22 protein-coding genes are annotated in these 24,710 nt (G+C 38.9%); 14 read left to right on the forward strand and 8 right to left on the reverse strand.

Annotation, left to right across the window (positions count from 1 at the left end; translation table 11 throughout):
* Positions 1-45: 45 nt before the first annotated feature.
* Positions 46-1,080: a bifunctional oligoribonuclease/PAP phosphatase NrnA gene (locus FZF08_RS13520; protein ID WP_159469555.1), complete on the reverse strand. Its 1,035-nt coding sequence runs from the start codon at positions 1,078-1,080 to the stop codon at positions 46-48.
* A 202-nt stretch (positions 1,081-1,282) separates the two neighbouring features.
* Here FZF08_RS13520 and FZF08_RS13525 point away from each other — a divergent pair, with 202 nt between their 5' ends.
* Positions 1,283-1,702 carry a nucleoside-diphosphate kinase gene (locus FZF08_RS13525; RefSeq protein WP_159469557.1) on the forward strand — a complete coding sequence of 140 codons (420 nt, stop codon included), beginning with the start codon at positions 1,283-1,285 and terminating at the stop codon, positions 1,700-1,702.
* Between the two features lie 75 nt (positions 1,703-1,777).
* On the opposite strand, the gene FZF08_RS13530 is transcribed toward FZF08_RS13525, so the two are convergent.
* Entirely contained in the window at positions 1,778-2,296 is a 519-nt protein-coding gene (locus FZF08_RS13530; RefSeq protein ID WP_159469559.1) for a fasciclin domain-containing protein, read from the reverse strand.
* Between the two features lie 95 nt (positions 2,297-2,391).
* On the opposite strand from FZF08_RS13530, the gene FZF08_RS13535 reads away from it, so the two are divergent.
* The 8 genes from FZF08_RS13535 to FZF08_RS13570 all read left to right on the forward strand — a co-directional run bounded on the left by FZF08_RS13535 (position 2,392) and on the right by FZF08_RS13570 (position 12,467).
* On the forward strand, positions 2,392-3,027 hold the full coding sequence (locus FZF08_RS13535; protein ID WP_159469561.1) for a DUF1080 domain-containing protein: 636 nt from the start codon (positions 2,392-2,394) through the stop codon (positions 3,025-3,027).
* A 224-nt stretch (positions 3,028-3,251) separates the two neighbouring features.
* On the forward strand, positions 3,252-4,688 hold the full coding sequence (locus tag FZF08_RS13540) for a histidine kinase (protein WP_159469563.1): 1,437 nt from the start codon (positions 3,252-3,254) through the stop codon (positions 4,686-4,688).
* Positions 4,689-4,762: 74 nt separating this feature from the next.
* Positions 4,763-5,545: a LytTR family DNA-binding domain-containing protein gene (locus FZF08_RS13545; protein WP_159469565.1), complete on the forward strand. Its 783-nt coding sequence runs from the start codon at positions 4,763-4,765 to the stop codon at positions 5,543-5,545.
* Between the two features lie 323 nt (positions 5,546-5,868).
* Positions 5,869-6,621, forward strand: coding sequence for an isoprenyl transferase (locus FZF08_RS13550; protein ID WP_159469567.1), 753 nt, complete (start codon positions 5,869-5,871; stop codon positions 6,619-6,621).
* Between the two features lie 6 nt (positions 6,622-6,627).
* Positions 6,628-9,219, forward strand: a complete 2,592-nt coding sequence (gene bamA, locus FZF08_RS13555) for an outer membrane protein assembly factor BamA (protein WP_159469569.1) — start codon at positions 6,628-6,630, stop codon at positions 9,217-9,219.
* A 51-nt stretch (positions 9,220-9,270) separates the two neighbouring features.
* A complete protein-coding gene (locus FZF08_RS13560) occupies positions 9,271-9,888 on the forward strand; it encodes an OmpH family outer membrane protein (RefSeq protein ID WP_159469571.1) in 618 nt (205 codons plus the stop codon).
* Positions 9,889-9,898: 10 nt separating this feature from the next.
* Positions 9,899-10,555, forward strand: coding sequence for an OmpH family outer membrane protein (locus tag FZF08_RS13565; protein WP_159469573.1), 657 nt, complete (start codon positions 9,899-9,901; stop codon positions 10,553-10,555).
* A 250-nt stretch (positions 10,556-10,805) separates the two neighbouring features.
* Positions 10,806-12,467, forward strand: coding sequence for a hypothetical protein (locus FZF08_RS13570; RefSeq protein ID WP_229216519.1), 1,662 nt, complete (start codon positions 10,806-10,808; stop codon positions 12,465-12,467).
* A gap of 114 nt (positions 12,468-12,581) precedes the next feature.
* Here FZF08_RS13570 and FZF08_RS13575 read toward each other — a convergent pair whose 3' ends face one another.
* Together FZF08_RS13575 and FZF08_RS13580 are read right to left on the reverse strand one after the other, a co-directional pair.
* Complete coding sequence (locus FZF08_RS13575; RefSeq protein WP_159469575.1) at positions 12,582-13,523, reverse strand: lipoprotein signal peptidase; 942 nt, start codon at positions 13,521-13,523, stop codon at positions 12,582-12,584.
* 50 nt (positions 13,524-13,573) lie between these two features.
* Positions 13,574-14,776 (reverse strand): proline dehydrogenase family protein, encoded by a 1,203-nt coding sequence (locus FZF08_RS13580; RefSeq protein WP_159469577.1) that lies wholly within the window; start codon positions 14,774-14,776, stop codon positions 13,574-13,576.
* 181 nt (positions 14,777-14,957) lie between these two features.
* Here FZF08_RS13580 and FZF08_RS13585 point away from each other — a divergent pair, with 181 nt between their 5' ends.
* Positions 14,958-16,052 (forward strand): chorismate mutase, encoded by a 1,095-nt coding sequence (locus FZF08_RS13585; RefSeq protein ID WP_159469579.1) that lies wholly within the window; start codon positions 14,958-14,960, stop codon positions 16,050-16,052.
* An 83-nt stretch (positions 16,053-16,135) separates the two neighbouring features.
* Here FZF08_RS13585 and FZF08_RS13590 read toward each other — a convergent pair whose 3' ends face one another.
* Both FZF08_RS13590 and FZF08_RS13595 read right to left on the reverse strand, forming a co-directional pair.
* Positions 16,136-16,981: a hypothetical protein gene (locus FZF08_RS13590; protein ID WP_159469581.1), complete on the reverse strand. Its 846-nt coding sequence runs from the start codon at positions 16,979-16,981 to the stop codon at positions 16,136-16,138.
* 86 nt (positions 16,982-17,067) lie between these two features.
* Positions 17,068-17,700: a GDSL-type esterase/lipase family protein gene (locus FZF08_RS13595; RefSeq protein WP_159469583.1), complete on the reverse strand. Its 633-nt coding sequence runs from the start codon at positions 17,698-17,700 to the stop codon at positions 17,068-17,070.
* A gap of 262 nt (positions 17,701-17,962) precedes the next feature.
* Between FZF08_RS13595 and FZF08_RS13600 the strand changes: the two genes are divergently transcribed.
* Positions 17,963-20,062, forward strand: a complete 2,100-nt coding sequence (locus FZF08_RS13600) for a S46 family peptidase (protein WP_159469585.1) — start codon at positions 17,963-17,965, stop codon at positions 20,060-20,062.
* Between the two features lie 45 nt (positions 20,063-20,107).
* Here the strand turns inward: FZF08_RS13600 and FZF08_RS13605 are convergent, their stop codons facing one another.
* The gene (locus FZF08_RS13605; protein ID WP_159469588.1) at positions 20,108-20,710 is read right to left on the reverse strand and encodes a thymidine kinase; all 603 of its coding nucleotides are present in this window, start codon (positions 20,708-20,710) and stop codon (positions 20,108-20,110) included.
* A 115-nt stretch (positions 20,711-20,825) separates the two neighbouring features.
* Here FZF08_RS13605 and FZF08_RS13610 point away from each other — a divergent pair, with 115 nt between their 5' ends.
* The 3 genes from FZF08_RS13610 to FZF08_RS13620 all read left to right on the forward strand — a co-directional run bounded on the left by FZF08_RS13610 (position 20,826) and on the right by FZF08_RS13620 (position 23,682).
* Complete coding sequence (locus FZF08_RS13610) at positions 20,826-21,959, forward strand: hypothetical protein (protein ID WP_159469590.1); 1,134 nt, start codon at positions 20,826-20,828, stop codon at positions 21,957-21,959.
* Positions 21,960-21,998: 39 nt separating this feature from the next.
* Positions 21,999-22,883, forward strand: coding sequence for a hypothetical protein (locus tag FZF08_RS13615; protein ID WP_159469592.1), 885 nt, complete (start codon positions 21,999-22,001; stop codon positions 22,881-22,883).
* A gap of 112 nt (positions 22,884-22,995) precedes the next feature.
* Positions 22,996-23,682, forward strand: a complete 687-nt coding sequence (locus FZF08_RS13620; RefSeq protein ID WP_159469594.1) for a hypothetical protein — start codon at positions 22,996-22,998, stop codon at positions 23,680-23,682.
* 19 nt (positions 23,683-23,701) lie between these two features.
* Here FZF08_RS13620 and FZF08_RS13625 read toward each other — a convergent pair whose 3' ends face one another.
* A complete protein-coding gene (locus tag FZF08_RS13625; RefSeq protein WP_159469596.1) occupies positions 23,702-24,544 on the reverse strand; it encodes a hydroxymethylglutaryl-CoA lyase in 843 nt (280 codons plus the stop codon).
* Between the last annotated feature and the right edge of the window lie 166 nt (positions 24,545-24,710).

Below are 24,710 nucleotides of genomic sequence, written 5' to 3' on the forward strand. Positions count from 1 at the left end.
ATTAGAAAATATTTATGTGAATGTTATATTATTTGGTTCTTGTTACTAATCAACTTTCAGTAATTCGTCCTTGTATTTTGGAAGAATAGATAAAAAGAGATCAACTGTATCATTGATGGAAAGCTCTGTTCTGCCACCTGATGCATTTTTGTGTCCGCCTCCGTTAAAATAAGTACTCGAAACATCACGAACTGAAAAGTCGCCCACAGAGCGGAAAGAGATTTTTATTTCCCCTTTTCTTTCAATAAACAATGCAGACATGACCACGTTTTCAACCTGCAAACCGTAATTAACAATACCTTCTGTTTCACCCGGACTTGAATTAAACCGAGCAAGTTCTGCATCGGTAAGTACCATATAAGCGGTACGGTATTCAGGCAGGACAATTAATTTTTGAGATAAAACATATCCCAGAAACTGTAAACGGGACAAAGGTGAGTTATCATAAATTAACCTGTGCACCCGGCTCGTATCAAATCCTGTAAGCATCAGATCCGCAATCGCCAAATGGACAGCCGGCGTTACATTTCCATGTTTGAAAGACCCTGTGTCCGTCATTATTCCGGCATAAAGATTCTCCGCCATTGGAATATCAAAAATCGATGTTGTTGGAACATCGCCCTCGATTTCCTTAATTAACGAATAAACAAGCTGCGCCGTTGCGGCCGCCGTGGTATCCCAGATCATCCATTTTGCGAAATGTTCGGGTTCCAGGTGGTGATCAATCAACAATTTAGGTGCTTTTGCATCCTGAACTAGTTTTCCAAGATCTTTTAATCTTGACAATGCTGAGAAATCAAGACAGCAAATTAATGTTGCCTCTTCAATTTTCCTTCTGCATTTTCCCTGTTCACCAGACTTTTCATATACCAGAACTTCGCTCATGCCAGGAAGCCAGCGAAGGTTTGCAGCATAATCTGTCGGACTGATAACGGTTACAGTATGTCCTTTTTTAGATAAATAACTTGCCCATCCAAGCGAAGAGCCCAGCGCGTCGGCGTCAGGATCTCTATGCATCGTGATGATGATTTTTTGAGGAGTAGATAGAAAAGCTACTAGCTCTTCAACAGTTTGATTCACAGTTATTTAATTCAAAAAGAAAATTTGGACCCGGCAATTTGATGACAAAATTAACAAAACTGTTGGGATTTGTTTAATGTTGACTACGAAAGGCTTATTCAGAAGCGAATGTTTTTGTCTGAAAATGAGGTTCCGGGCAGATTTGATGGCTATATAAAATGAAAATTGTAGTTTTGCATTAAAATAAATTTTAGCAAACTGTATGTCAACCAATAAGACCTTCACGATGATTAAGCCTGACGCCGTATTAGACGGAAATTCAGGTGCTATCATCAAAATGATCGAGGCTGCCGGATTCCGTGTTGTAGCTTTGAAGAAAACACAATTAACGCCGGAACGTGCGGGTGAATTTTACGAGGTACACAAAGACCGTCCTTTTTACAATGATTTATGTGCTTACATGTCATCAGGACCAATTGTACCGATTATTCTTGAAAAAGAAAATGCTGTGGCAGATTTCCGTACTTTGATTGGTGCTACGAATCCTGCTAATGCTGAGGATGGAACAATCCGTAAATTGTTTGCAAAATCAATTGAAGCAAACGCAATCCACGGTTCTGATTCCGATGAGAATGCTGCAATAGAAGGAAGTTTCTTCTTTGCTCATACAGAGCAGTTTTAAGGAAATGAGTAATTTTAAATAAAACAGGCCTGATGTTTTAAAACATCAGGCCTGTTTTATTTTGGAAAGATTGTATTATTTAAAAATTTTCAAAGTATGGTCAATAACCTGAATGGTACCATTATCAGCGTTGACATTTTTAGTGATAACAAAAGCTCGTTTATTAATTAGAAATGGCGAATCTTTGGTTTGTGTCACTGTAATGCTATCTCCTTTCAAAATGGTTGGATATTTTTGAACCTTCAATGATTCATAACTAAGATTTTGGTTAAGTATGTGTTTGTAAACAAATGCTCTTATCGAATCCTTAGGCATTGCATTGATTTGCGCGCTGGTAATACTTGAGTTTACAAATGCAGCGTTGTTAGGAGCGAACAATGTAATGTTTTCAGTTCTTAACCCGTCACTCAAATCATTTGCAAGAATTATTTCACGCAATGTTGAAAATTCACTGTTTTCAAGAATTACATCTGTAATTGTCTTAGGTTTTACAATGTCGCTATCTTTCTCAGTACAGGATGATACTATACCGCCAAATAATGTGACAATCAAAAAAAATGCCGCATAACGACCTATAAAGTTAATTTTTTTCATAGCTTCGGATCAGTTTAATTTTTGTAAAACTAATGTAAATTGTAGTTTGGTAAATTTTAAAACTAATTTTTTTTAATCCTAATCCCAAAAACGAGATGTTAAAGTTTAAATTTCTGGCTGCATTATGTGCAGTGATTTTGTTTACCAGTTCTGCTTTTTTAGCAACTAAGGATGATGTAAATGCACCAAAAAAGAAAGCTGTAAAGCTGTTTAATGGTAAAGATTTGACTGGCTGGAAAATCAACGGTACCGAAAAATGGTATGCTGAAAAAGGCGAGTTAATATGCGAAAGCGGCCCGGACAAGGAATATGGTTACTTAACAACGGACAAATTTTACAAAAATTTTGACCTGACACTTAAATTCAAACAGGAAGCCAACGGAAACAGCGGTGTGTTTTTCAGATCAACGGTTGAAGGTACAAAAGTTGCAGGCTGGCAGGTAGAAGTAGCACCACCAAACCACGATACCGGTGGAGTTTACGAATCTTACGGACGTGAATGGTTACAGAAAATTCCAGACGAAAAAGAAGGATTTCTTAAAATGGGAGAATGGAACACGTTGCGTATCCGCGTAAATGGCCCAAAAGTACAAACCTGGCTAAACGGCCATGATATGGTTGATTTTGAAGATGCTAAAATTGGTGCCGGAGACGGATCAATTGCTTTGCAAATTCACTCAGGCGGTGGAATTAAAGTTCGTTGGAAAGATATCATGCTTGAAGAATTGTAGTAATATCAGTCTCCTGATTTTATTTTCATTTCCATCGTTGCGAAGTTCATGCCGTATTAAACCGCAGTTCGTCGGAAATAGATAACAAAACGGCCTCATGGCTAGTAGATTTGTGTCATTAAAAACACAGTCTGTTAGCCATGAGGTTTTTTATTTATATTCTTTTACCAAATATAAAATCGAAAGCCACGCTTTGAAATGAAGATTTTATCCTATAATCAAGAATGGAAGAAACCAAAAAGAAACCGCTCCGCATGAATGGAACTTCTCTGGAAGGAAGGGATTTTAGCAATATGAATCTGGAAGGAGCGGATTTTAGCTTTTCAAGTCTGGAAGGAATAAATTTTGACGGATCCAATCTTCGTGGCGCGAAAATACGTTTTGCTTCTCTTGAAAAAGCAACTTTTAGAAACGCCGATCTTACCAACGCCGATTTAAGTTTCAGTAGTCTTACGGATGCTGATATGACCGGAGCTAAAATTGAAGGCGCAAATTTTAGTTTTTCTTCCCAGGGAAAATCTTTTAAATGGCAGGATTTTAAATTAATCGGGCTGATCCAAAGTCAAAGCTGGATAGGAACGCTCATTGCCATTATCATCGGCGCCTTGATGCTGTATGGAACAAGTGCGATTATATATTTTACACTTGAAATTTTATATACTTCCAATCCGGTACAGGTACAGCTGAATCAATATCTCATTGTTCAAAATGTAGTTTGCGGAGTAATAGTAGTGCTTATAACGCAGAATATGGCCATATGGCTTGATGCGATGATTGAAAAGGTTTTGTTGAGACACCTTACCTTAAGTACTGTGGTAACGGTGGTCTTTTTCGGGATCAATGTGGGAATGTATTATGGCTTTGGACACAAAATATTCAGGGCCATGGCAGCGCAGTCACCACAACAGGCAAGGCAAAATGGCGTCTGGTTTTGGTATGCAATTGGTCCGCTTATTATTGCCAATGTATTTTATTATCTGAATCGTCAGGGAAGGCAGCTGTCAACAAAAATTTCCGAGCAGGAGTATCAGCTTCTTAATCTTGAAAAACTAAAAACCAGGGCTGAGCTGGATGCATTGCAAGCGCGAATCAATCCACACTTTTTATACAATGCATTAAATAGTATCGCCAGTCTCGTACATGAGGACCCGGATAAGGCGGAGGAAATGACTTTATTGCTGTCCAAACTTTTTCGCTATACAACAGGGCGGAAAAATAATGATTACTTTGACAGTATAGAGAACGAGCTGGAAATGGTACAGACTTATCTTCAGGTTGAAAAAGTTAGATTTGGTGATCGTTTGCAATTTGAAGTGGAAGTGACAAATCAGAAATTGAACCGTCTTCCGGTGCCGAAATTTATTCTTCAGCCTATTGTTGAAAATGCTATCAAACACGGAATTTCAAAACTGGCTGATCAGGGAAAAATTATTGTAAAAATTTATGAAGACAACGGATGGCTGCATCTTTGCGTACATGACAACGGTCCTCTTTTTTCGGATACGATGGGAGCCGGTTACGGAATCCGGAGCATACAGGACAAGCTGAAATTATTGTATGGTGAAGATGCCACAATCGAACTTCACAACGACCCGGTCAAATCCGTAAACATTTCCATTCGCAAAGCTGCTATTGAAGCCAGCGAAGAAAAGGCAAGTTGATTTTAACTATGTTTCAACTGATGTAAAATAATTGAAAACTCTGCGGAGATTTCATCACAAAAAAATAATCTGAAATGACATTTCCTCTAAAAACAATATTGATTGATGACGAACCGCTTGCATTAAGCCGGTTGAAAAGATTGTTGGAAAAACATCAGGATACTTTTGTCATTGTTGCGGAGGCGAAAAACGGAGCAGAGGGTTTGCTTGAAATTGATAAACACAATCCGGAAGTGATATTTCTTGATATAGAAATGCCGCTTTTAAATGGATTTGAAATGCTGGCAAAACTTACCAAAATGCCTTTGGTGGTTTTCTCCACCGCGTATGACCAGTATGCGATCAGAGCATTTGAGGAAAACTCTGTTGATTATTTATTGAAACCTGTTGAAAACGATCGACTGCTAAAAACGATCGATAAAATCCGTAACATCCTTCAGGCGGGCTTTAAAACGGGAGAAAGTAAGAATCCTTATTCCGATAACCTGCTTCGTCTGATTGAAGAAATGAAGCCTAAAAAAGAAATATTTTCATTGTCTGTTAAGTCTGGAGATCGTATTCTATTAATTCCTTTAACCGAAATAACGCATTTTGAAGCGGAAGAGAAATACGTTTTTTTGAATACGCTGGACGGACAAAAATATCTTCTCAATTATACACTGACTTCGCTGGAAGAAAAATTGCCTGCTCACTACCTGCGCATCAGCCGGGCAGGCATAGTGAATTCTCATCATATCAAAGAGATTCAGAAGCATTTTAACAGCAAATATCTGGTTGTCATGCGCGATCGGAAGGTCTCTCAACTGCAAAGCGGAAGCACTTATACAGAAGTCATCCGTCATCTTCTTGATAATTAATCACCTTCCTTCATGGCGTCTTGTTCAAAATATTGATTTTGAAGACGCCATACTTATTCCTAAATTGCGCCCTTGTTAAAATCCGACAACTCTGTTTTTGGTTTAATGTGCTGTTTGTCAGTATCTTTATACTATTAACCTAAATTATTGTTGTTGAAATTTATTATTTTTCGACACAATTGGGTGACAAACTGCGTACACAAATGGGAACAGATGGTATGCATTGCACGTCAGATTAAAAAAAACATCAAATAGAATTTATAAGATCGGCGTATAATGGTTCGTTTGTTTTTGTTAAAAAAGGTTAAAAGAGTTCAGCGATAATGAAAGAACTCATTGATTCGGGCAATCTGCCAAAGCACATCGCCGTTATCATGGACGGTAACGGGCGTTGGGCACAGAACCAGGGAGCGGCACGTGTATTCGGCCATCGGAATGCAATTAAAGCAGTGAGAGAAGTGACAGAGGGTTGTGCAGAACTTGGCGTTTCCTATCTGACACTTTACGCGTTTTCAACTGAGAACTGGGCACGTCCACAGTTTGAAGTACGTGCTTTAATGGAGTTGCTTGTACAATCTATCCGCAATGAAATTCCTACCATGCTGAAAAATAATGTTCGGCTGGATACTATTGGGGATATGGAAAGCCTGCCCGTAAGTTGCCAAAAACAACTTGCAGAAGCAGTCGAAATTACCCGGGAGAACACAGGGCTGAATCTTATCCTTGCACTGGGATACAGTGGGAAATGGGATATTCTGCAAGCTGCCAGAAAGCTTGCGACCGATGTGCAGAAAGGAATTTTAAAGCCGGAAGAAATCAACGAAACTTTGTTGAATAAACATCTTTCCACACAAGATCGTCCTGAGGTGGATCTTATGCTGCGTACAGGTGGTGATCACCGGATCAGTAATTTTTTATTATGGCAGCTCGCTTATGCGGAGCTGTATTTTTATAAAGACCTTTTTTGGCCTGATTTCCGCAGGGAACATCTGTATGAGGCAATTTTGGCTTACCAGAAAACGGAACGTCGTTTTGGTAAAACCGGTGAACAAGTTAAAGCGAATGGAGCTAAGTAGAATTATATGAACCTGGTGAGAAACTTTATTAAAACATTCGTACTAAGTAATTGGGCACTAACAGGAGTTTTGTTATGCTGGTGTTTTTCGGTTGAGGCGCAAAAGATAGGATTAGGGAGCAATGCAAAGCCCGCAACACCCACTGCCAATTTGGGAATTGATCCCGCCAACCCAAAAGAATATACAATCGCAGAAGTTACCGTTTCTGGAACACAATTTCTGGATCCTAATTCTATGGTTTCTATTTCAGGTTTAAAGCCTGGCGATAAAATCCGTGTTCCTGGTCCGGCAATTCCTTCTTCTATTAAAAGAATGATGGATTTTGGTACACTGGATGATGTTGAAATCGCTGCTACGAAAGTGGAGGGAGAGAAAATATGGCTGAATATTCATATAAAAGAACGCCCGAGACTTTATAAAGTTTCGTTTTCCGGTATTCGTAAAGGAGAAAGAGAAACGCTTAACGATAAGGTAAAGCTGATCAAAGGACGTGTTATTACACCGACAGTTATAAAAAATACACAGCTTGTAATCAAGAAATATTATCTGGATAAAGGTTTTTACAATACGAAAGTAAAAGTTTTGCAAATCCCGGATTCTACGCGTGGACAGGCAACGTTGAACTTTACTATTACAAAAGGTAGTAAAGTTAAAATCCAGAAAATTGATATTGAAGGTAATGAAGATATCAGCGATGGTACGTTGAAACATAAAATGAAAGGTACAAAACAGAAACGCATTGGCCGTTTGTTTAACCCTTCAAAATATATTCCTAAAAAATACGACGAGGATAAAGAAAAACTGATTGCTTTTTATCGTAAAAACGGTTACCGTGATGCTACAATCGATTTCGATACCATTATTAATAATGGCGAAACGATCAGTATAAAAATGAAAATTGATGAAGGTAAAAAATACTTTTATCGCAACATTACCTGGACTGGTAACTATTTATATCCATCAAAAGCACTGGGTGAAAAATTAGGTATCGCAAAAGGTGACGTTTACAATCCGGAAGAACTTGATAAAAAGATCAATGGTATTCCTGGAAATGATATCAGCTCGATTTACATGGATGACGGTTATTTGTATTTCCGTATCGAGCCTACTGAAAAAGCGGTTGAAGGTGATTCTATTGATGTGGAACTTCGTATGTATGAAGGAAAGCAGGCAACAATTAACAGGATTATTTTGAATGGTAATACCAAAACAAGTGACCGCGTAGTATTGCGTGAGCTTTTTACATTGCCAGGACAGAAATTCAGCAAAACGGAGATTATCAATACGCAGCGCCAGTTATCTCAAATGGGTTATTTCAACCCTGAGAAAATTGTTCCAAATCCGGTTCCAAATCCTCAGGACGGAACGGTGGATATTGAATGGAATGTGGAAGAAAAACCATCTGACCAGATCGAACTTTCCGGTGGTTGGGGTGGATACATTGGTTTTGTAGGAACGTTGGGTCTTGTTTTCAACAACTTCTCATTACGCAATATTCCAAACAGAGAAACATGGAGACCGCTTCCATCCGGTGACGGACAGAAATTGTCACTTCGTTTCCAGGCAAATGGTAAGCAATATCAAACCTATTCGCTTTCGTTCAGTGAGCCTTGGCTAGGCGGCAAGAAACCTATCAACTTTGGTGTTTCCTTACAACACACGGTATATCGCGTAGCAAATTATAATTCGATTTATTCAACTGGTGGTTCAGGAAGTCTTAGCTATCGTGGAGGATATTATAACACAGGGATTACATTTTCACTGGGCCGTCGTTTGAGAGAGCCGGATCGTAACCTTGTCATGACGCATTCTATTTCTTATCAGCGTTACCGTCTGGATAGTTTGGATATTTTCCGGATTGGGTATAGCAAAGGGGTATCTAACAATATTTCATTCAACACTACGATTTCAAGAAATACTTTAAGTGATTTCCAGTTCCCAAGAAGTGGTTCGAATATCTCGTTGAGTATGACCCTGACTCCTCCTTATTCTTTAATTCGTAAGAATGGCTATAAGGATATTAGTGATACATACCGTTGGGTAGAATATAACAAATGGATGTTTGATGCGACGTATTATGCAACCATTACCGGCAAACTTGTAATAAGCGCCCGTACCCACATGGGTTACTTGGGACGATATGGCAACAAACTTGATTTTAGTAAATTCGGACGTTTCATCGTCGGTGGATCGGGTTTAGCAGGTCAGGGTTCATTCTCGCTGGCTGATCAGGACATTATCGGTTTACGTGGTTATGAAGATCAGAAAGTTGGTCCTTTGACGGCTACTGGTTATCCGGCATCTGGTGGTGGTGTTGTTTATAACAAATTTGTATCCGAACTTCGTTATCCTGTATCCCTGAACCCACAAGCAACAATCTTTATTTTAGGTTTTGCCGAAGCGGGTAATAACTGGGGGAATTACAAAGAGTTTAATCCTTTCGATCTGAAACGTTCAGCCGGTGTTGGTGCACGTATCTTTATGCCGGCATTTGGTCTTTTGGGTATTGACTGGGGTTACGGGTTTGACAGTATTCAGGGTCAGACAAAGAAAAGTGGTGCACAATTCCACTTTACTATCGGTCAGCAGATCAGATAATATAATAGTTTGCTTTTCGTTAAAACAGTTTAAATTATTAGCGGGCCAGGCATGAAGAAGATTATTATTTTGCTAGTTTTGTCCTTTATTTCAATCGGAAAAGGAATAGCACAGAAATTTGGCTATGCTGATATGGAATTCATAACCAGTAAAATGCCGGAATATCAACTGGCACAAACGGAAATGAAAAAGTTTTCCGAAAAGTGGGCTAAGGAAATTCAGGATAAATTTGCTGAGGTTGGAAGAATGCAAAGGGCTTATATGGCTGAAGAAGTTTTATTAACGGATGATCTCAAAAGAAAGAGGCAATCGGAAATAAAAGAAAAGGAGCAGGAAGCCCGGGAATATAACAGTAAGATATTTGGCATGGAGGGTTTGCTTTTCCAAAAGAAAAAAGAACTCATGAAGCCATCGATGGAAAAAGTGCAAAGGGCTGTTTCCAAGATATGTATTCAGAAAAGGCTTGATTTTATGTTTGACAAGTCAAGCGATGTCGGGATTATTTATTCAAATCCGAAACATGATTATTCGGATTACATTATGGAGGAGCTGGGAATAGACGGCCAGGCGGCGAAAGCAGCAAAAGAGGAAATAGCAAAGGAAAAATCGACGGTAGCGCCAAAGGAGAGCTCCCCTAAACAAAAAAGTACAAACAGTAAACTTAAATAGTAACAAAACAATGAAACAAAAATTAATAGTGTTTTTGGTCGCGATGGCCATGCTTAGTACCCCTCTATTGGCACAGACAACTCCTGCTGGCGGTCTTACGAAAATTGGATATACCAACGTGGATTATGTCATCAGCAAATTGCCTGAGAGCAAACTAATGCAAAACCAAATTGAAGTTACCAAAGCGCAGCTTGATAAGGCGTTGGGTGAAACTTATAAAGAGGCTCAGGAAAAGTATGAAGCTTATCAGAAAAATGGTCCTCAGATGACTGATGTGATCCGTGCTGATAAAGAAAAAGAATTGCAAAACTTGCAGACCCGTATTACTGAAATGCAGACAAATGCACAACAGTCGTTACAGGCAAAGCAACAAACATTGCTTGAACCGATCCTTACAAAGGTGAACAACGCAATTCAGGAAGTTGGTAAGGAAAGTGGTTTTCTTTACATTCTTAACATGGATGCAGGTCAGGGAACAACACCAATCATTTTGTTCGCAGCTTCTGAGGAAAACAATGCAACAAATCTTATCCTAAGAAAATTGGGTGTAGATCCTGATAAAATTGAAGCAGCAGCTCCCGCAGGTGCAAAACCTGCTACTACTGCGACACCAGCAGCAGCTAAGCCAGCTACAACAGCTCCGGCAGCGGCTCCTAAGAAGAAATAATCCGGAGTTTTTTATAAGTTGTTAAAATATAAAGTACCGGAGAATAGCCCTTAACAGGTTGTTCTCCGGTATTTGTTTTAGTAAGGTCTGCATTTCATTGTCTCGTTTGAAACAGATTATAAAGGAGTTAAAAATGAGGACTTATTCAAAAAGTACAAAATAGCATAATGGCGAATTCCTGAATTTATAGCTTCTAAAAAAACAGAACGATTCAGAACGTTAAGCATACGGGATTTGTTAATTTTGCGTTATGGAAGTTGCATCCCTAAGCTCATTAAAAAATTATATTTCTGAAATTATGGTTTTAAAAAATATCTTTTACTTTCTCATACTTACGTTTACCGTAATTTGGTCTCAACCTGTTTTGGCGCAAGATAATGGACATTCTGGTAATGGTGCTTTTCAATTGATTTTCCCAAAAGAAGCCGACTGGAATACACTACATGAAGGAAAGGAAATAGATTTTCATTTACAGTTTAGGGGTGGAAAGAGTGATTCTGTACGCTATACTATCGCAAGCGGATTCAGACGTGATATGAAATTTGATTCTTTGGGTCATTTCGTATGGACTCCAAATTATGATATTGCCGATCGTATTAATACTGTCAAATTGTGGCCAATTGTTTTTGAAGCTACTAATCAGGCCGGAGAAACGGTATCCCAACAAATTGCTTTTAAAATTGTCCATGTCAACAGAGCTCCGGAAGTTGATGAATTAAAACCTTTTTACGTTCAATATAAAACCCAGAATACGTATCAGATTGATATGAATTCTGTTCGGGATACAGATGGTGATCCGCTGGTGTTTATTCCTGTGCTGGAAGGAATGCCTGAGGGTATGAAAATGAGTGCGGCAGGAGAAATTGTTTGGGACCCGTCGACGACACAATTTAATTTGTTAAAAAAGGGGCCAAAATTTATTGATTTTTTCGTAGAAGATCAGCCTTCTAAAGTAAGGACAAAAGGTCGCCTGAAACTGGAAGTAACACAAATGGACCTTGAACCTGATTTTAAAGTTATACCCCAGAATCAGGTTATAAAAAGTAAAGAAAACAATCGGATCAACCTGAAATTTACATTGTCGGATCCCAATGGAGATGATGATATTACAACGTTTGGTTTTGTATCAGAAAACAAAAATGTTCCTGCATCTGCATTGGTCAAAAATGCACCAACCAGTTATGAGTTTATTTGGGAACCGGGATATACATTTGTAAATGATCCGTTTGACTCCCTGGCTTTCAATATTACTTTTTATGTATTGGATAAAGCGCAAAACAAAAAAGAAAGAACACTACGTTTTATCATTGAAAATACAGTGAATGAGTCTGAACGTGATGCTTATGTTTATGGCTTGTACCGTGGCGGTTTGGTAAATGCCTGGGGGATGCTGGAACAAATGAAAGAAAAAGAAGGTGAACTTAAAAGGTCTTATGGCAGAGCGAAAAAGGGTAAGAGGAGCCGCTCGCTGATAAATGCTTCCCTGGGCGCCACAACTGGCCTTGCTCCTGTTATTTCACCTAACAATGTTAATAACAGAGGTTATATCACTACACTAGGTGGAACTACTGTTGCTACATTAGGGACACTTGAAGCAACGGAAGTTATAGGGAAATCTACCAATAGCTTACTGGATCGTTTTAATTATGTAATGCAGAAGAAAAACGAGCTTCAGAATAAAGGGGATGTTTTCGCCAGAGAATATGCACAAAAAGCGGCTCGCCGTTCACCTGATTTTGTTCGTAAGCTGGATGAGTTTAAGGCTTTAATGAACCTGAGCGGATTGGTGGCTCTGGAACTGGATGCTAACTGGGAAAACAAAAAAGCAGCTGGCTATGACGATAAAAAAATAGACGCCGCGCTGAAAAAGACGTTCAAGGATTTTATGCCTTTGGAAAAAGAAGAACAATAAAAATTGTGATTTTTCAAGTAGGTAGATACCATATAACCAAAAAAGAGAGCCATCAGCTCTCTTTTTTGGTTATATATATTTTGATATATTGTATGATACAACGCAGGAGATTTTCTATTTCTCAGTAGATGATTCACCCGGTTTTAGTATCTCTTCATTTTCTAGATTAATCATAGAAGATGAAATATCCTGAGTCGAATCAATATCAACATTTTCATCTTCGGTTTCCACAGTTGAAATCAGTTTATCCGAAGGAGCAGATTCGATAGGCTCAGCAATTTCTCCTGTTTCAAGATTTACCATGGACGCAGCAACATTTCTGGATGGATCAAGATCCAAATTGTCATCAGTCTTTAAAACCGCTTCATCCTGCGCTACCGTTGTTTTGGCAACTTCATCAAAGCTGTGAGGCTCTGTCAGACTTTCAGCATCCTCATGGTCAGGAATGGCTGTCGGAGCAACTTCATCTTCCTCAGGCGTATAAAAATGACTTTGGAAGATAAGAATACTGCAAACACCAAGAAAAATACAGGAATCGGCAATGTTGAAAATCGGCGTGGAATAATATTGTCCGCCCCATACCGGAACCCACTCAGGAATAAATCCTTCCCAGAAATCCACAAAAATCATATCAATAACCTGTCCGTGAAACCATGGAGTCGGTGAGCCATAAGGTGCATTATCCAGAAATACGCCGTAAAACGTACTGTCAATCACATTTCCGACCGCACCGGCAAGTATCATGGATAAGGCCCATAACAATCCTTTGGAAGCACCGCCACGGGCAAGATGAACAAGATACCAGCCTATAGCGCACATCGCCAGCAATCTGAATAATGTCAGGAATAATTTGCCGTATTCATGCCCGAGCTGCATACCAAAAGCCATTCCCGGATTCAAAACGTAATGTAACTTTAGCCAGCTGCCAACCAGTAATATCTGCCCGGAAAAGCCAGGCTGCATGTATTTAAAAACCAATAGTTTAGACAATTGGTCAATTGCAATTAATAAGAGACTAAAAAGTAAATACCGGGCAGGATTTTTTGGTTGGTTCATTCTTTATTGATTACAATTTATATCACTATGCCTGCAAAAGTAATAAGTTCTTATATAGAACTTACGCCTCTTCTGTGCATTTCACTTTTTACAAGCAGATACTCTCTGCTGCTTTGTCCGGCAATAGAAGTATTTTCTTCTGCCCGGCGGATAAGATAAGGAAGCACCGAATCGATAGGGCCATAAGGCACATATTTAGCTACGTTATAGCCAACCTTGGCAAGATTGTAGGAAATATTATCGCTCATTCCCAAAAGCTGGGCAAAATAAATACGGCTGTCATCATTCTTTATACCAAGCTTTTTCATTTTGCAGGTACAATACTGAGAGCTGTACTCATTGTGCGTACCAAGGCAGATGGAAATATGTTCAACATTTTCAAGACAGAAATCGATTGCCGCGTTGTAATCTTTGTCCGTTGCTTCTTTTGACGTATGGATCGGATTGAAATATTCCTGTTCTCGGGCTCTTATGCGCTCTTTTTCCATATACGCGCCACGGACAAGTTTTCCACCCAGCGCATATCCCTTTTGTCGTGCAACCAGATAGGCACTTTTCAATGCCTGTAAAGTTTCATGTCTGTAAAACTGGTATGTATTGTAAACGATGGCTTTTTCCTTATTGTATTTTTCCATCATTTCGTAAGTAATGTCGTCGATCACATTCTGGACCCAGCTTTCTTCGGCATCAATAAAAATACGGACGTTCAACTGATGTGCTTGTGAGCAAAGTTTTTCAACTCTTTCTTTTACACGCTCATAAGCAGCTGATTCAGATGGCGAAAGCGTTTCTTTACGCTGTACTTTTTCTAAAAGGTCAGTTGACGCAATTCCGGTGATCTTGAAAACAGAAAATGGGATAGCCGTAGATTCAGAAGCCTTTTGAATAGTACGTAAAATTTCGGCAGCTGTGGCATCGAAACTATTTTCATCGTCTTCTCCCTCAACGGAGTAATCCAGGATGGTTCCAACGCCTGAATTGCCTAATGTTGAAATCGTTTGCTGGCAATCACTAATCGTCTCACCGCCACAGAATTGTTCAAAAATAGTATGTCGGATAAGATTTTTTATAGGTAAGTGTAGCTTTAGAGCAATCTTTATAAAAAAAGTGCCTAAATTTACCACTCGAGCCTGGTTCATCAAGCTAAACAACCAATAGGTTTTCCTGAGTTGAGAATCTGATTTTGAAGCAAATGCTATTGAAGTGTCTTCAAAAAATACAGGTATTTGATCTTTTTGTGAAGCGTACGCCATTTTTAAGTTTATCATAAGTGGGGTCTTCATGGTTTTTCATAAACCAATCAGGCAAAAGTTATACAAAAAAGGGTTGTAGGCTTTTGGAGGATCAAATGTACGGCAATCCATCAAATACGCATAATACCGAGTCGAAATATTATAGTTATCTTATTGTTTTATTAAGGACAAGTTTTTGAATATGAATGCTTCTTTAGATATCCTTCCGCTTAGTAGTTGGATCAATACCGAAGGAAAACCTTTGGTAATCGCCGGACCTTGCAGTGCAGAGACCGAGGAACAAATGTTGGAAACCGCAAGCCAGATCAAAAAAGAAGGATTTGCACACGTACTTCGTGCGGGAATTTGGAAACCAAGAACTCGTCCTGGAAGTTTTGAAGGGATGGGAGAAGCTGCTTTGCCATGGTTGCAAGCTGCAAAAAAAGAAACTGGATTGCCTGTTGCTATTGAGGTTGCAAATCCTCAGCATATAGAACTGGCATTGAAATATGGTGTAGATATTCTTTGGGTTGGTGCCCGTACTACGGTAAACCCGTTCAATGTGCAGGAATTAGCAGAAGCACTTAGAGGTGTGGATGTTCCTGTGCTTGTTAAAAATCCTGTTAACCCGGATTTGCAACTTTGGATTGGTGCTTTGGAGCGTTTGAACCAGGCAGGTGTTAAGAAATTGGGTGCAATTCACCGTGGTTTCTCCAATGCACAGGAAACAAAATATCGTAACTCTCCAATGTGGAATATTGCGATTGAATTGAAAACATTGTTCCCTGAACTTCCTGTGATCGGTGATCCTAGCCACATGGCTGGAAAGCGTTCATTGTTGTTTGAAATTGCACAACGTGCGCTGGATTTGAACTACGACGGTTTGATCATCGAATCGCACCGTGATCCTGATAAGGCGTGGTCTGATGCTTCGCAGCAATTGACTCCTTCCGCTTTGGCAGAAATGTTGCACGATCTTCACGTTCGCAAAGAATCTTACCCAACGGATTACCAGTCTCAACTGGAAGTTGTTCGTGGTAAAATTGATAACCTTGACCGCGAATTGCTTGAAAACCTTGCAAACCGTATGTCATTGGTTGAGAAACTTGCTGAGTACAAACGTGATAACAACGTTGCTGCTTACCAGGTTGATCGTTTCCGTGAAGTTTTGGATACACGTGGAGCTTGGGGCAAAAGCCTTAATCTTTACCCAAATCTTGTTGACGAGCTTTTCAAACTTGTTCACATGGAATCTATCCGTAAACAAACTGAGGTTATGAATCAGATCAACGCTTAGTAGTTGATTTAGATTTTTGAAATAATAAAAAACGGGTCACTTTCATTTGGAAAGTGACCCGTTTTTTATTTATATTTTCTCAGTTATTTACTGCCGTAAGAATAAGAGAAAATGCTATTATAAACCTGATTCGTTTTTGAATCCGTAAACTTTGCAAGTTTGCTTATCAACTGATTTTTTGAATCATATTGGTAATTGTAGGTAGTAGAACCTGAAATTACTTTTCCGGCTTTTGTGATATCCCAGGCCCCACTGCCGTTTCCGTACAGAACGGCGTTCATTCTGGAAGTGGTAATGATTTTCTCAGTTAATTCTCCATTTTCATTATAATTATTTTTTGTTAAAACTCTGTAAATGAATCGAAGATCAGTTTTTTCTAGAGTACTGGATTTTAAAGGTATATCATGACCAATGAAAACTGAATCTGTTTCCGTAATTATTCTATTACTGGCATCGTAACCAAAAGTTCGGTTTGTTTGCCAAAGTGGATAAGCAAAAACAAAAGTGCCGAGAGATGCTTTAAGCAAATAGTCTTTTAATACTCTTGCTACAACTCTTCCGTTTTGATAGATTAAAGTGTCAGATGAGGAAGGTAATTTGCGGCTTTCGTTATCAATCTCTACAATTTTTATTAATTGATTTGATAAGTTATAAGTAAAAATCCGGCAATATTTCAGACTTGCTTCTATCTTATTTAATTGCTCACTGTCCTTATATCCTTTTCTTGCACCATATTTCGAACTTTTTTCGAGGACGATTATACCATCACGGTCAACCTGATATTGAATGGTTAAGCTGTCTTCCGGAAGATAACGTTTCTCGGTAATTATGTTTAGAAGCTGTTCAGGAGCGGCGGTATCGTTTTCCTTATTACAAGAAATAATGGACAATGAAAAAATTGAGATAATAATCGAGAAGAGATTTTTCATTTAAGTCAGAAGTTGAGTGGCTAATAAGTCAATATATTACATCAATAGTACAATTAATTATATCAAAAGTAAAGATGTAACCGACTTTAAATTTTATCTGACTTCAATACCCTGTCAATCTCTCTTGCCCAGATTTTATACCCTTTTTCATTCAAATGTGTTTTATCAATCGCAAATTCCGATTTCAATCCTGTCGAGTCAGAAATGAGTGGATTTAGATTGATATATTTTATTCCATGTTCATGGCAATATTTAATCAAAAAATCATTGAGATGATCCACTTCTGATTTGCTGACCGGATCATTTTGTTCGTAAAATGTCAAAGTAACAATCGGGATAATGTTATTTTCTTCGAGGGTTTTTAAAATAGTAATATAATTTTCCTGGATTCTTGCGGCGGAAACACCAACGGTTATGTCATTAATCCCGGCTTCGACAAAACAGATTTTTGGATGTTTTTCAATGACGTTTTCTTGTAACAATGCAAGAAAATGAAATGTAGTCAGTCCGGGAAAACCGCTATTGAGTACATCCGTCCTGCTAAGAAGTTCAACCCATTTTCCCTGAGCCGTCAGCGAATTTCCAAACATGACGATTTTTGAATCTCCTTTCATCGCCACAATTTTTTGAATCCATTTATCACGAAAAATGTAAGCACAGACACCGATGAAAATTATATTGAATAACAGAGAAATAGCAAGGGAATATTTTAGTTTCATTTCAAATTCTGATTATTCGAATAGCCGGAACGATATTAATAAGTTACGATTTAGTCCTTATTAAAAATTATATTTTAAGATAGTTTTATTGTCGGCTTTCGCTAGGAACCAGGTATTAGTCCAGAATGTTGTTTATTGACAAAATCTGAAAGCCGACTGCTGACGGCCGATAGCGTTCCAAAGGAAATTGTGATAAGATTTATTTATTACCCAAACTTATTAGCTTTGAGTAACAGTGTTACACCAATAATAATTTTAATTAATGCAGTCAACAACAAAAATCATTAAAAAACTTGGCTTGCTCGGATTACTTTCTTTGGGAAATGTAATGGTTCAGGCGCAGGATATCAAGCTCGACTCTGTAAAAGCTGGTGAATTTGATATGGGTAAAATGTGGACTTTTGATACGCCGCCTGCCGAGTATTTTAAAAAGACATACAATTTTACCCCCGATGAAAAATGGTTTGAAAAAGCAAGATTATCCGCTCTACGCTTTGCGACTTACTGCTCCGCTTCTTTCGTATCTGCGGATGGTTTGGTGATGACAAACCATCACTGCGCAAGAGAATCAGGCGTAGCTGTGCAGAAAAAAGGTGAAGATTTTTTGGCCAATGGTTTTTACGCCACCAAACTTGCCGACGAAAGAAAAGTGCCGGACTTATTTGTCGATCAGTTGGTGAAAATCGAGGATATCACAACCAGAATGCAGAAAATTGAAGATCAGGGCGAAACGGATGAAGAGAAAACGCAATTGCGCGACCAGGCCTTTGAAACTATAAAAAAAGAATATCAGGAAAAGACGGACTGGAAAGGTTTGGAAATCCAGACGGTCAGTTTTTATAGCGGAGGCCGTTATTCTTTGTATGGTTTTAAAAGATATAATGATGTAAGAGTCGTTTTTATGCCGGAACTGCAGATGGGTTTTTTCGGAGGCGATCCGGACAATTTTACATATCCGCGCTATAATCTGGATTGTTCCTTTTTCCGGGTTTATGATGACAATGGCAAACCATTGCATACCGAAAATTATTTCAAATTTAATCCGGATGGCGTTAAGGACGGCGAGCCGGTTTTTGTTGTTGGAAATCCGGGAAGTACCGGTCGTTTGAGAACGGTTGATGAACTTGAATTTGACCGGGATCTGGTTATGCCTTTCACTTTGCAATTATTGAAAAACCGTTCACTGGCTTTGCAGGAATATAATAAAACGGCAAAAAGCGACAGTATCCTGAACGAGATTTTCAGTTACGAAAATAGTCTTAAAGCATACAAAGGAAGATATGACGGAATGAAAGATCCGGTGCTGATGGCGAGAAAAATGGATTTTGAAAAGACTTTCAAAAAGGCGGTTCAAGCAAATCCTAAACTTTCGGCAAGTTATAGCACCTGGGATAATATTTCCGAGAATGTCAAAATTTTGCGTTCTGCCCGTAATGATATTGCCATTATGCAGCCCAATCCATTTTCCAGAGGAGAGTTGTTAACTTTCGCACAACAATTAGTTGATTTTGCCTCACTTTCGAAAACAAATCCGGATAGGGCGGCAACCTTGAAAGGAACCTTAAAAGCTTTCAAGCCGAAAATTCCTTCTTTGGAACAATCCTACCTGATTTCTCATTTCGAAGAATCGGTAACTTTTTTGAAAAAAGATGATGAATATCTAAAAGTCGCGCTGGGAGGAAAATCGCCAAAAGAAGCTGCGATTGCTGCGTTGAAAAATACAAAACTTAGTGATGAAACCTATGTGAATTCTCTCCTGGATGGCGGCGCAACGGCAATTGAAGCTTCGCAGGATCCGCTGATTAAATTGGCCAGGGTTTCCCAGCCAAGATTTATGACAGGCGCAATCGCTTCCCGTGACGCCAACGCAAAACTGAATGTGGAACGTGCCAAACTGGGTCGCTTGCTTTATGACGTTTACGGGACCAGCATTCCGCCGGATGCAACATTTTCGCTTCGGATCAGTGATGGACTTGTTAAATCGTACAACTATAACGGAACAAAGGCGCCCATCAAAACGACTTATTTCGGAATGTATGATCGCTACGAATCTGCCAAAGGTGAATTTCCATGGTCTTTACCAAAACGCTGGCTGAACCCACCGCTTGATTTGTTAAAAGCACCAATAGATTTTATTTCAACGAATGATATTATTGGTGGAAATTCAGGATCGCCGATGATCAATCAGAAACTGGAAGCTGTTGGATTAATATTTGACGGGAATATGGAAAGTTTGCCGGGCTATTTCATTTTTGCACCGGATGCCGGAAATCGTACGATTTCTGTTCATGCAGGCGGTATGATTGCTGCCATGAAACATATTTACAAAGCAAACCGGTTAGTAGAGGAATTAACAAAATAGAAAATTCATGTTCTGGCGATTTTAAAAATCACCAGAACATGAATTTTAACAAGGCTGATCATAAGCGTCTTCTCCCAGATTAAAACATCTTCTGCACCGCGCTTCGTACAAATCAGTTTCTCCCAAAAGTACCTTTTCATTGGAAGAAGAAAGCCGGTAGGAGTGAGAAGCCACTTCGCCACAGACCATGCAAATGGCATGAACTTTGGTAACATATTCTGCGATTGCCATCAACTGAGGCATACATCCGAAGGGTTTTCCAAGGTAATCCAGATCAAGTCCGGCGATGATCACGCGCTTTCCAGCATTGGCGAGAGCATCGCAGACACTTATAATAGAGTCATCAAAAAACTGTGCTTCATCCAATCCGATCACCTCTGCATTTTCAGATAGTGAAATGATTTCTGCTGACAGATCAACCGGCGTGGCTTCCACGGAATTCTCGTTGTGCGAAACAATGTTCTCCACATGGTATCGTTTATCCAAAGCAGGTTTGAAGATTTGTATTCTTTGGCGCGCAATTTTGGCACGATTAAGTCTACGGATCAGCTCTTCGGTTTTTCCCGAAAACATAGATCCGCAGATAACCTCAATCCATCCGGTGCGCGGGTGTTGGTGGTGTCTCGTATGAGAAGGCTCGATAAACATAGCAGCCGTGTAATAAGTTGAATCTGTAATTGACTGCCCGAACAGCCATTTTTTAATTATCTTTACAAATCAAACACATTTTTTAAACACTCTCGTTACAAAGCTCGTATTCGTTATGCCGAATAGTTTGAATCCAAATGCTCTAAACCAATATGCTTCCCGTTTCACGGCAACTGTCCTGAACGAAGTGTATCGTAATCAGGCTGTTGTAAAAGGCTCGGAATTACTTAAACTCACACCGGTTCGTCAGGTGAATCTGGGTGTATTAAATCGTCTGTTTGACCAGTGGAAAAATAACGCTCAGGCTTTTCGGAGTATTTATTTTGATTTTGAAAGTGAAGAAGTAAAAGCTGCCTTGCAGGCTTTTATGAATACTGTTTCTCAAAACATATCTGTAAAACGTGCGGATCTTGAACCTTTGCTTCTGGACTCAGTAAAAGATACAATAACACTTATTTATACGCCGGAGGTTTATTTTGAAGACAAATTAAGAGCAATGCCGGAATCTGTTTTCACAGCAGAAAAGGCGGAGCAGCTTTCAAAATACACCCAAATCCATAATGGTATTGCCAAAGCATTAGCACAACGTCTTTCCGAAAGTAATTCCGATTCTGTTTATATGACGCAGGTGATTGGCTGGTTGTATGAAGTGAAAAGTAATGCTGAAATTCTGGATGATGTTACGCCTTATGTAAGCAAGTTTTCCCAGATTCTGGATCTTGATTCTTCGGAATTATTGCCGGTAAATAATCCGGTATATCCCCCAGCCCCAACGGGTGGCAGACAAGAACCGAAATCGTTTTTTGATTCCGCACTTTCTGAAATTGATGCCATTAAACCATCAATGCCATCTGCTTCACCTGTCCCACAACGTGCAGAACCGGGAGTGGAAATTCTCTCCAATATCGTTTCACAAACGCATTCTTCCGAAAGAGAATCTTTGAATAGTCGTTTCAAAGTAGATGTTCAGAAACCTTCTGAGGAAAACCGGTATGGAAATGTTCAGGTTAAGGTGGAAAGTATTGCAGGATCTATTCCTTTGGGTCAGCGTTTTATGTTTGTCAATCAACTTTTCAGTAAGAACAGCGAACATTTTGACAAAGCGATTTATGAGCTTGATCTTGTAAAAAGCTATGAAGAAGCGGAAAATCTGATCTGGCATCGTTATGCATCTAAATATGCCTGGGACGTAAACGGAGAAGCTGTTTTGGCCTTGCTGAATATTGTCAAACGCAAATTCAATTCGTGATATAGTTTTTTGAAATAGCATTTTACTGGTTTGGTAAATATGAAAGAGCAATCTGCATATTTTACTCGACAGAAAAACTTCCTTCGATCCTTCGTTATTTTTTCGATAATATCCTTTAAAAGCTTCGCCGATGGGAATCCCTTTCCCATCGGTGCAAGAGCTTGGGGTTTGGCAAATGCCACCGTTGCCCGTTCCGATTATTACGCCATTGGAAATAACATAGCCGGTCTCGCCGGGATTTCCAATCCAACGATTTTCTCCACTTACGATTCTCATTACGGTTTTGACGGAATAAATACATTGGGTTTTGGTGCCGTTATTCCGTTATCAAAAGATCTGGGAACCGGCTTTTCCATTCAGCGTTTTGGAGATAAAACTTATAATCAGATTGCAATCGGAATGGGTGCGGGACACAGGATTAACCGGTTCAGTTTGGGATTAAAAATCAATTATCTACAAACGGCTATCAATTCTTCAACGATTACATTAAGCAAAAAAGCACTGGTTTTTGAATTTGGGGGAATTGCAATGATTTCTTCGAAACTGTATTTTGGTGCACATATGTTTAATGTTACGCAATCACATTATTCAGGTGAAAACCATGAGCAAATTGATACGGCACTAAAAACCGGATTTTTGTATAAACCTTCAAAAACTATTCAGCTAAGTGCGGAAATTGAAAAAGTTACGACTTATCGACTAAATTTCCGGGCAGGATTGGAATATGAAGTGCTGCCCAATTTCTTTGTAAGAACGGGAATTGCATCACGACCGCAAACCAATCATTTTGGAATCGGTTTCAAAGGAATTAAATTTCATATTGATTATGCGGTTCACACGCATCCGCAACTGGGTTGGTCGCATCATTTTTCTTTGGGGTATTTACTTAATTCAAATAAAGAAAAAAGTAAGATTTTGGAATAATTTTTTGCTAATATCAAATTAAAATTTGCAGCAAATCTTTAACAAAAATGTTTTCATTGTGCTTCGAGATTACTTTATTTACTTGATTATGAATCTTCAAGAATAACAGATTATGGACGACTTTGGTGAAAATATAGATTTGGACGCAATTGAGTCCGCTTATAATCAGTTACTAAAAAGTAAGCCTTCTGATTATACAGAGAGTCAGGGGATAGCAAATAAGGAAAAGGTGATTCTTTGGAAGCATGCAAGTCTTTCGATATATGAAGGTGTTGAAAAAATGACAGTTCCATTTTTTCTGAAGAAGCGAATTTTTATAATCAGTGATACTGGTCGGTCCAGCTATGAAGGGATGTCTTTTTTTATTGTTTCAAAAACGGACGGAATGTATGAATTTGAAATTATGACCAGACTTCCAGATACTAAATATCAGGAAAGCTTTGATGCGTTTGTGGATTTTTCGGGTTTAATAATTCTTGAAGATATTTTTGGCGATTTTATCAAGGGATATTTCATTGAAGAAGGAGAAATTTCAGGTGCAGTGAGGAAGGTAGAAAGTAAAATAAGCGAAAGTTGTGTAACGATTGAATGGAATTTATTTTCGGAGAACGGAGAAATGTCACTGTCCGCAAGCCCTAGTCACATAGAGTATTATTGCCCTGATAGCTCTATCTTGGCGGTTAATAAGGATAATGTCTATACTTCAATTGGCCGTGTGACCGGATCTATTAGAGAAAGAAGATATGTGAACCCGGAACTTAGGCTTCAGTATCAACTGATCACTGGTAATCCAGACTAATGATCAATTAGTATTCGCTTCAAATCAACCTTAAAAACATTTCCTTAGCCTCATCAAACGCGTTCAAATCCAGCAAATTCGGTTCTTTTTTCTCAATCATAAAATCAAGCAGTCGTTCCGTTGGCATATTTCCAACCAGATCATCCTGAGCCATTGGACAACCACCATAACCCAATATAGCTCCGTCAAATCTTCGGCAACCTGCGTGATAAGCCGCTTCTATTTTAATTTTCCACTCTTCAGGTTTTGTATGAAAATGGGCACCAAATTCCAGATCAGAATTTGCAGGGATTAACTGGCTGAACAAAGAACTGATATTGTCAGCTGATGCTAAACCGACCGTATCAGCAAGTGAGAAAATAGTTATTCCAAGCGCAGATAATTTTTCAATCCATTGTAAAACAATTTCAGAATTCCACAAATCACCATAAGGATTTCCAAATCCCATCGAAATGTAAATGACCAGTTTTTTATTTTTTTGCTGACATAATTTCTGGATTTCCTGAACACGTTTTAAGGATTGTTCAATAGTCGCGTTGGTATTTCGCAGCTGAAATGTTTCAGAAATTGAAAACGGATAACCCAAATAACTTATCTCCTCAATAGCACAAGCCTCTGCTGCGCCTCTTTCATTGGCAACAATCGCCAGAAGTTTTGTTGTAGAATTGGAAAGATTAAGTTTGGAAACAATTTGAGCAGTATCGCTTACCTGAGGCATCGCTTTTGCGGAAACAAAACTTCCAAAGTCAATTGTGTCGAATCCGATACGAAGGAGTTTGTTCAGATATTCAACTTTTTGATCAGTGGGGATGAAGGGATGATGGCCCTGCCATGCATCGCGTGGGCATTCGATTATTTTCATGGAAAATTTGTGATTTAATTCTGGCGCACGGCGCCTGAACATTTATGCGCCTGAATCAACCTCTACAAATCGTATACCAAACTTATCTGGTGCCTGGTTTTTTAACCACTAAGATCACTAAGTTTTACACGAAGGGTACAAATTATAATAATATAACCCTTGTTTT

The organism is Dyadobacter sp. 3J3 (assembly GCF_009801115.1).
Classification (GTDB): domain Bacteria; phylum Bacteroidota; class Bacteroidia; order Cytophagales; family Spirosomataceae; genus Dyadobacter.

Excerpts from the sequence above, each read along its gene's own strand:
- FZF08_RS13525 (WP_159469557.1), top strand. The coding sequence starts at position 1,283 with ATGTCAACCAATAAGACCTTCACGATGATTAAGCCTGACGCCGTATTA.
- FZF08_RS13530 (WP_159469559.1), bottom strand. The coding sequence starts at position 2,296 with ATGAAAAAAATTAACTTTATAGGTCGTTATGCGGCATTTTTTTTGATT.
- FZF08_RS13535 (WP_159469561.1), top strand. The coding sequence starts at position 2,392 with ATGTTAAAGTTTAAATTTCTGGCTGCATTATGTGCAGTGATTTTGTTT.
- FZF08_RS13540 (WP_159469563.1), top strand. The coding sequence starts at position 3,252 with ATGGAAGAAACCAAAAAGAAACCGCTCCGCATGAATGGAACTTCTCTG.
- FZF08_RS13545 (WP_159469565.1), top strand. The coding sequence starts at position 4,763 with ATGACATTTCCTCTAAAAACAATATTGATTGATGACGAACCGCTTGCA.
- FZF08_RS13550 (WP_159469567.1), top strand. The coding sequence starts at position 5,869 with ATGAAAGAACTCATTGATTCGGGCAATCTGCCAAAGCACATCGCCGTT.
- bamA (WP_159469569.1), top strand. The coding sequence starts at position 6,628 with ATGAACCTGGTGAGAAACTTTATTAAAACATTCGTACTAAGTAATTGG.
- FZF08_RS13560 (WP_159469571.1), top strand. The coding sequence starts at position 9,271 with ATGAAGAAGATTATTATTTTGCTAGTTTTGTCCTTTATTTCAATCGGA.
- FZF08_RS13565 (WP_159469573.1), top strand. The coding sequence starts at position 9,899 with ATGAAACAAAAATTAATAGTGTTTTTGGTCGCGATGGCCATGCTTAGT.
- FZF08_RS13570 (WP_229216519.1), top strand. The coding sequence starts at position 10,806 with ATGGAAGTTGCATCCCTAAGCTCATTAAAAAATTATATTTCTGAAATT.
- FZF08_RS13575 (WP_159469575.1), bottom strand. The coding sequence starts at position 13,523 with ATGAACCAACCAAAAAATCCTGCCCGGTATTTACTTTTTAGTCTCTTA.
- FZF08_RS13580 (WP_159469577.1), bottom strand. The coding sequence starts at position 14,776 with ATGGCGTACGCTTCACAAAAAGATCAAATACCTGTATTTTTTGAAGAC.
- FZF08_RS13585 (WP_159469579.1), top strand. The coding sequence starts at position 14,958 with ATGAATGCTTCTTTAGATATCCTTCCGCTTAGTAGTTGGATCAATACC.
- FZF08_RS13590 (WP_159469581.1), bottom strand. The coding sequence starts at position 16,981 with ATGAAAAATCTCTTCTCGATTATTATCTCAATTTTTTCATTGTCCATT.
- FZF08_RS13595 (WP_159469583.1), bottom strand. The coding sequence starts at position 17,700 with ATGAAACTAAAATATTCCCTTGCTATTTCTCTGTTATTCAATATAATT.
- FZF08_RS13600 (WP_159469585.1), top strand. The coding sequence starts at position 17,963 with ATGCAGTCAACAACAAAAATCATTAAAAAACTTGGCTTGCTCGGATTA.
- FZF08_RS13605 (WP_159469588.1), bottom strand. The coding sequence starts at position 20,710 with ATGTTTATCGAGCCTTCTCATACGAGACACCACCAACACCCGCGCACC.
- FZF08_RS13610 (WP_159469590.1), top strand. The coding sequence starts at position 20,826 with ATGCCGAATAGTTTGAATCCAAATGCTCTAAACCAATATGCTTCCCGT.
- FZF08_RS13615 (WP_159469592.1), top strand. The coding sequence starts at position 21,999 with ATGAAAGAGCAATCTGCATATTTTACTCGACAGAAAAACTTCCTTCGA.
- FZF08_RS13620 (WP_159469594.1), top strand. The coding sequence starts at position 22,996 with ATGGACGACTTTGGTGAAAATATAGATTTGGACGCAATTGAGTCCGCT.
- FZF08_RS13625 (WP_159469596.1), bottom strand. The coding sequence starts at position 24,544 with ATGAAAATAATCGAATGCCCACGCGATGCATGGCAGGGCCATCATCCC.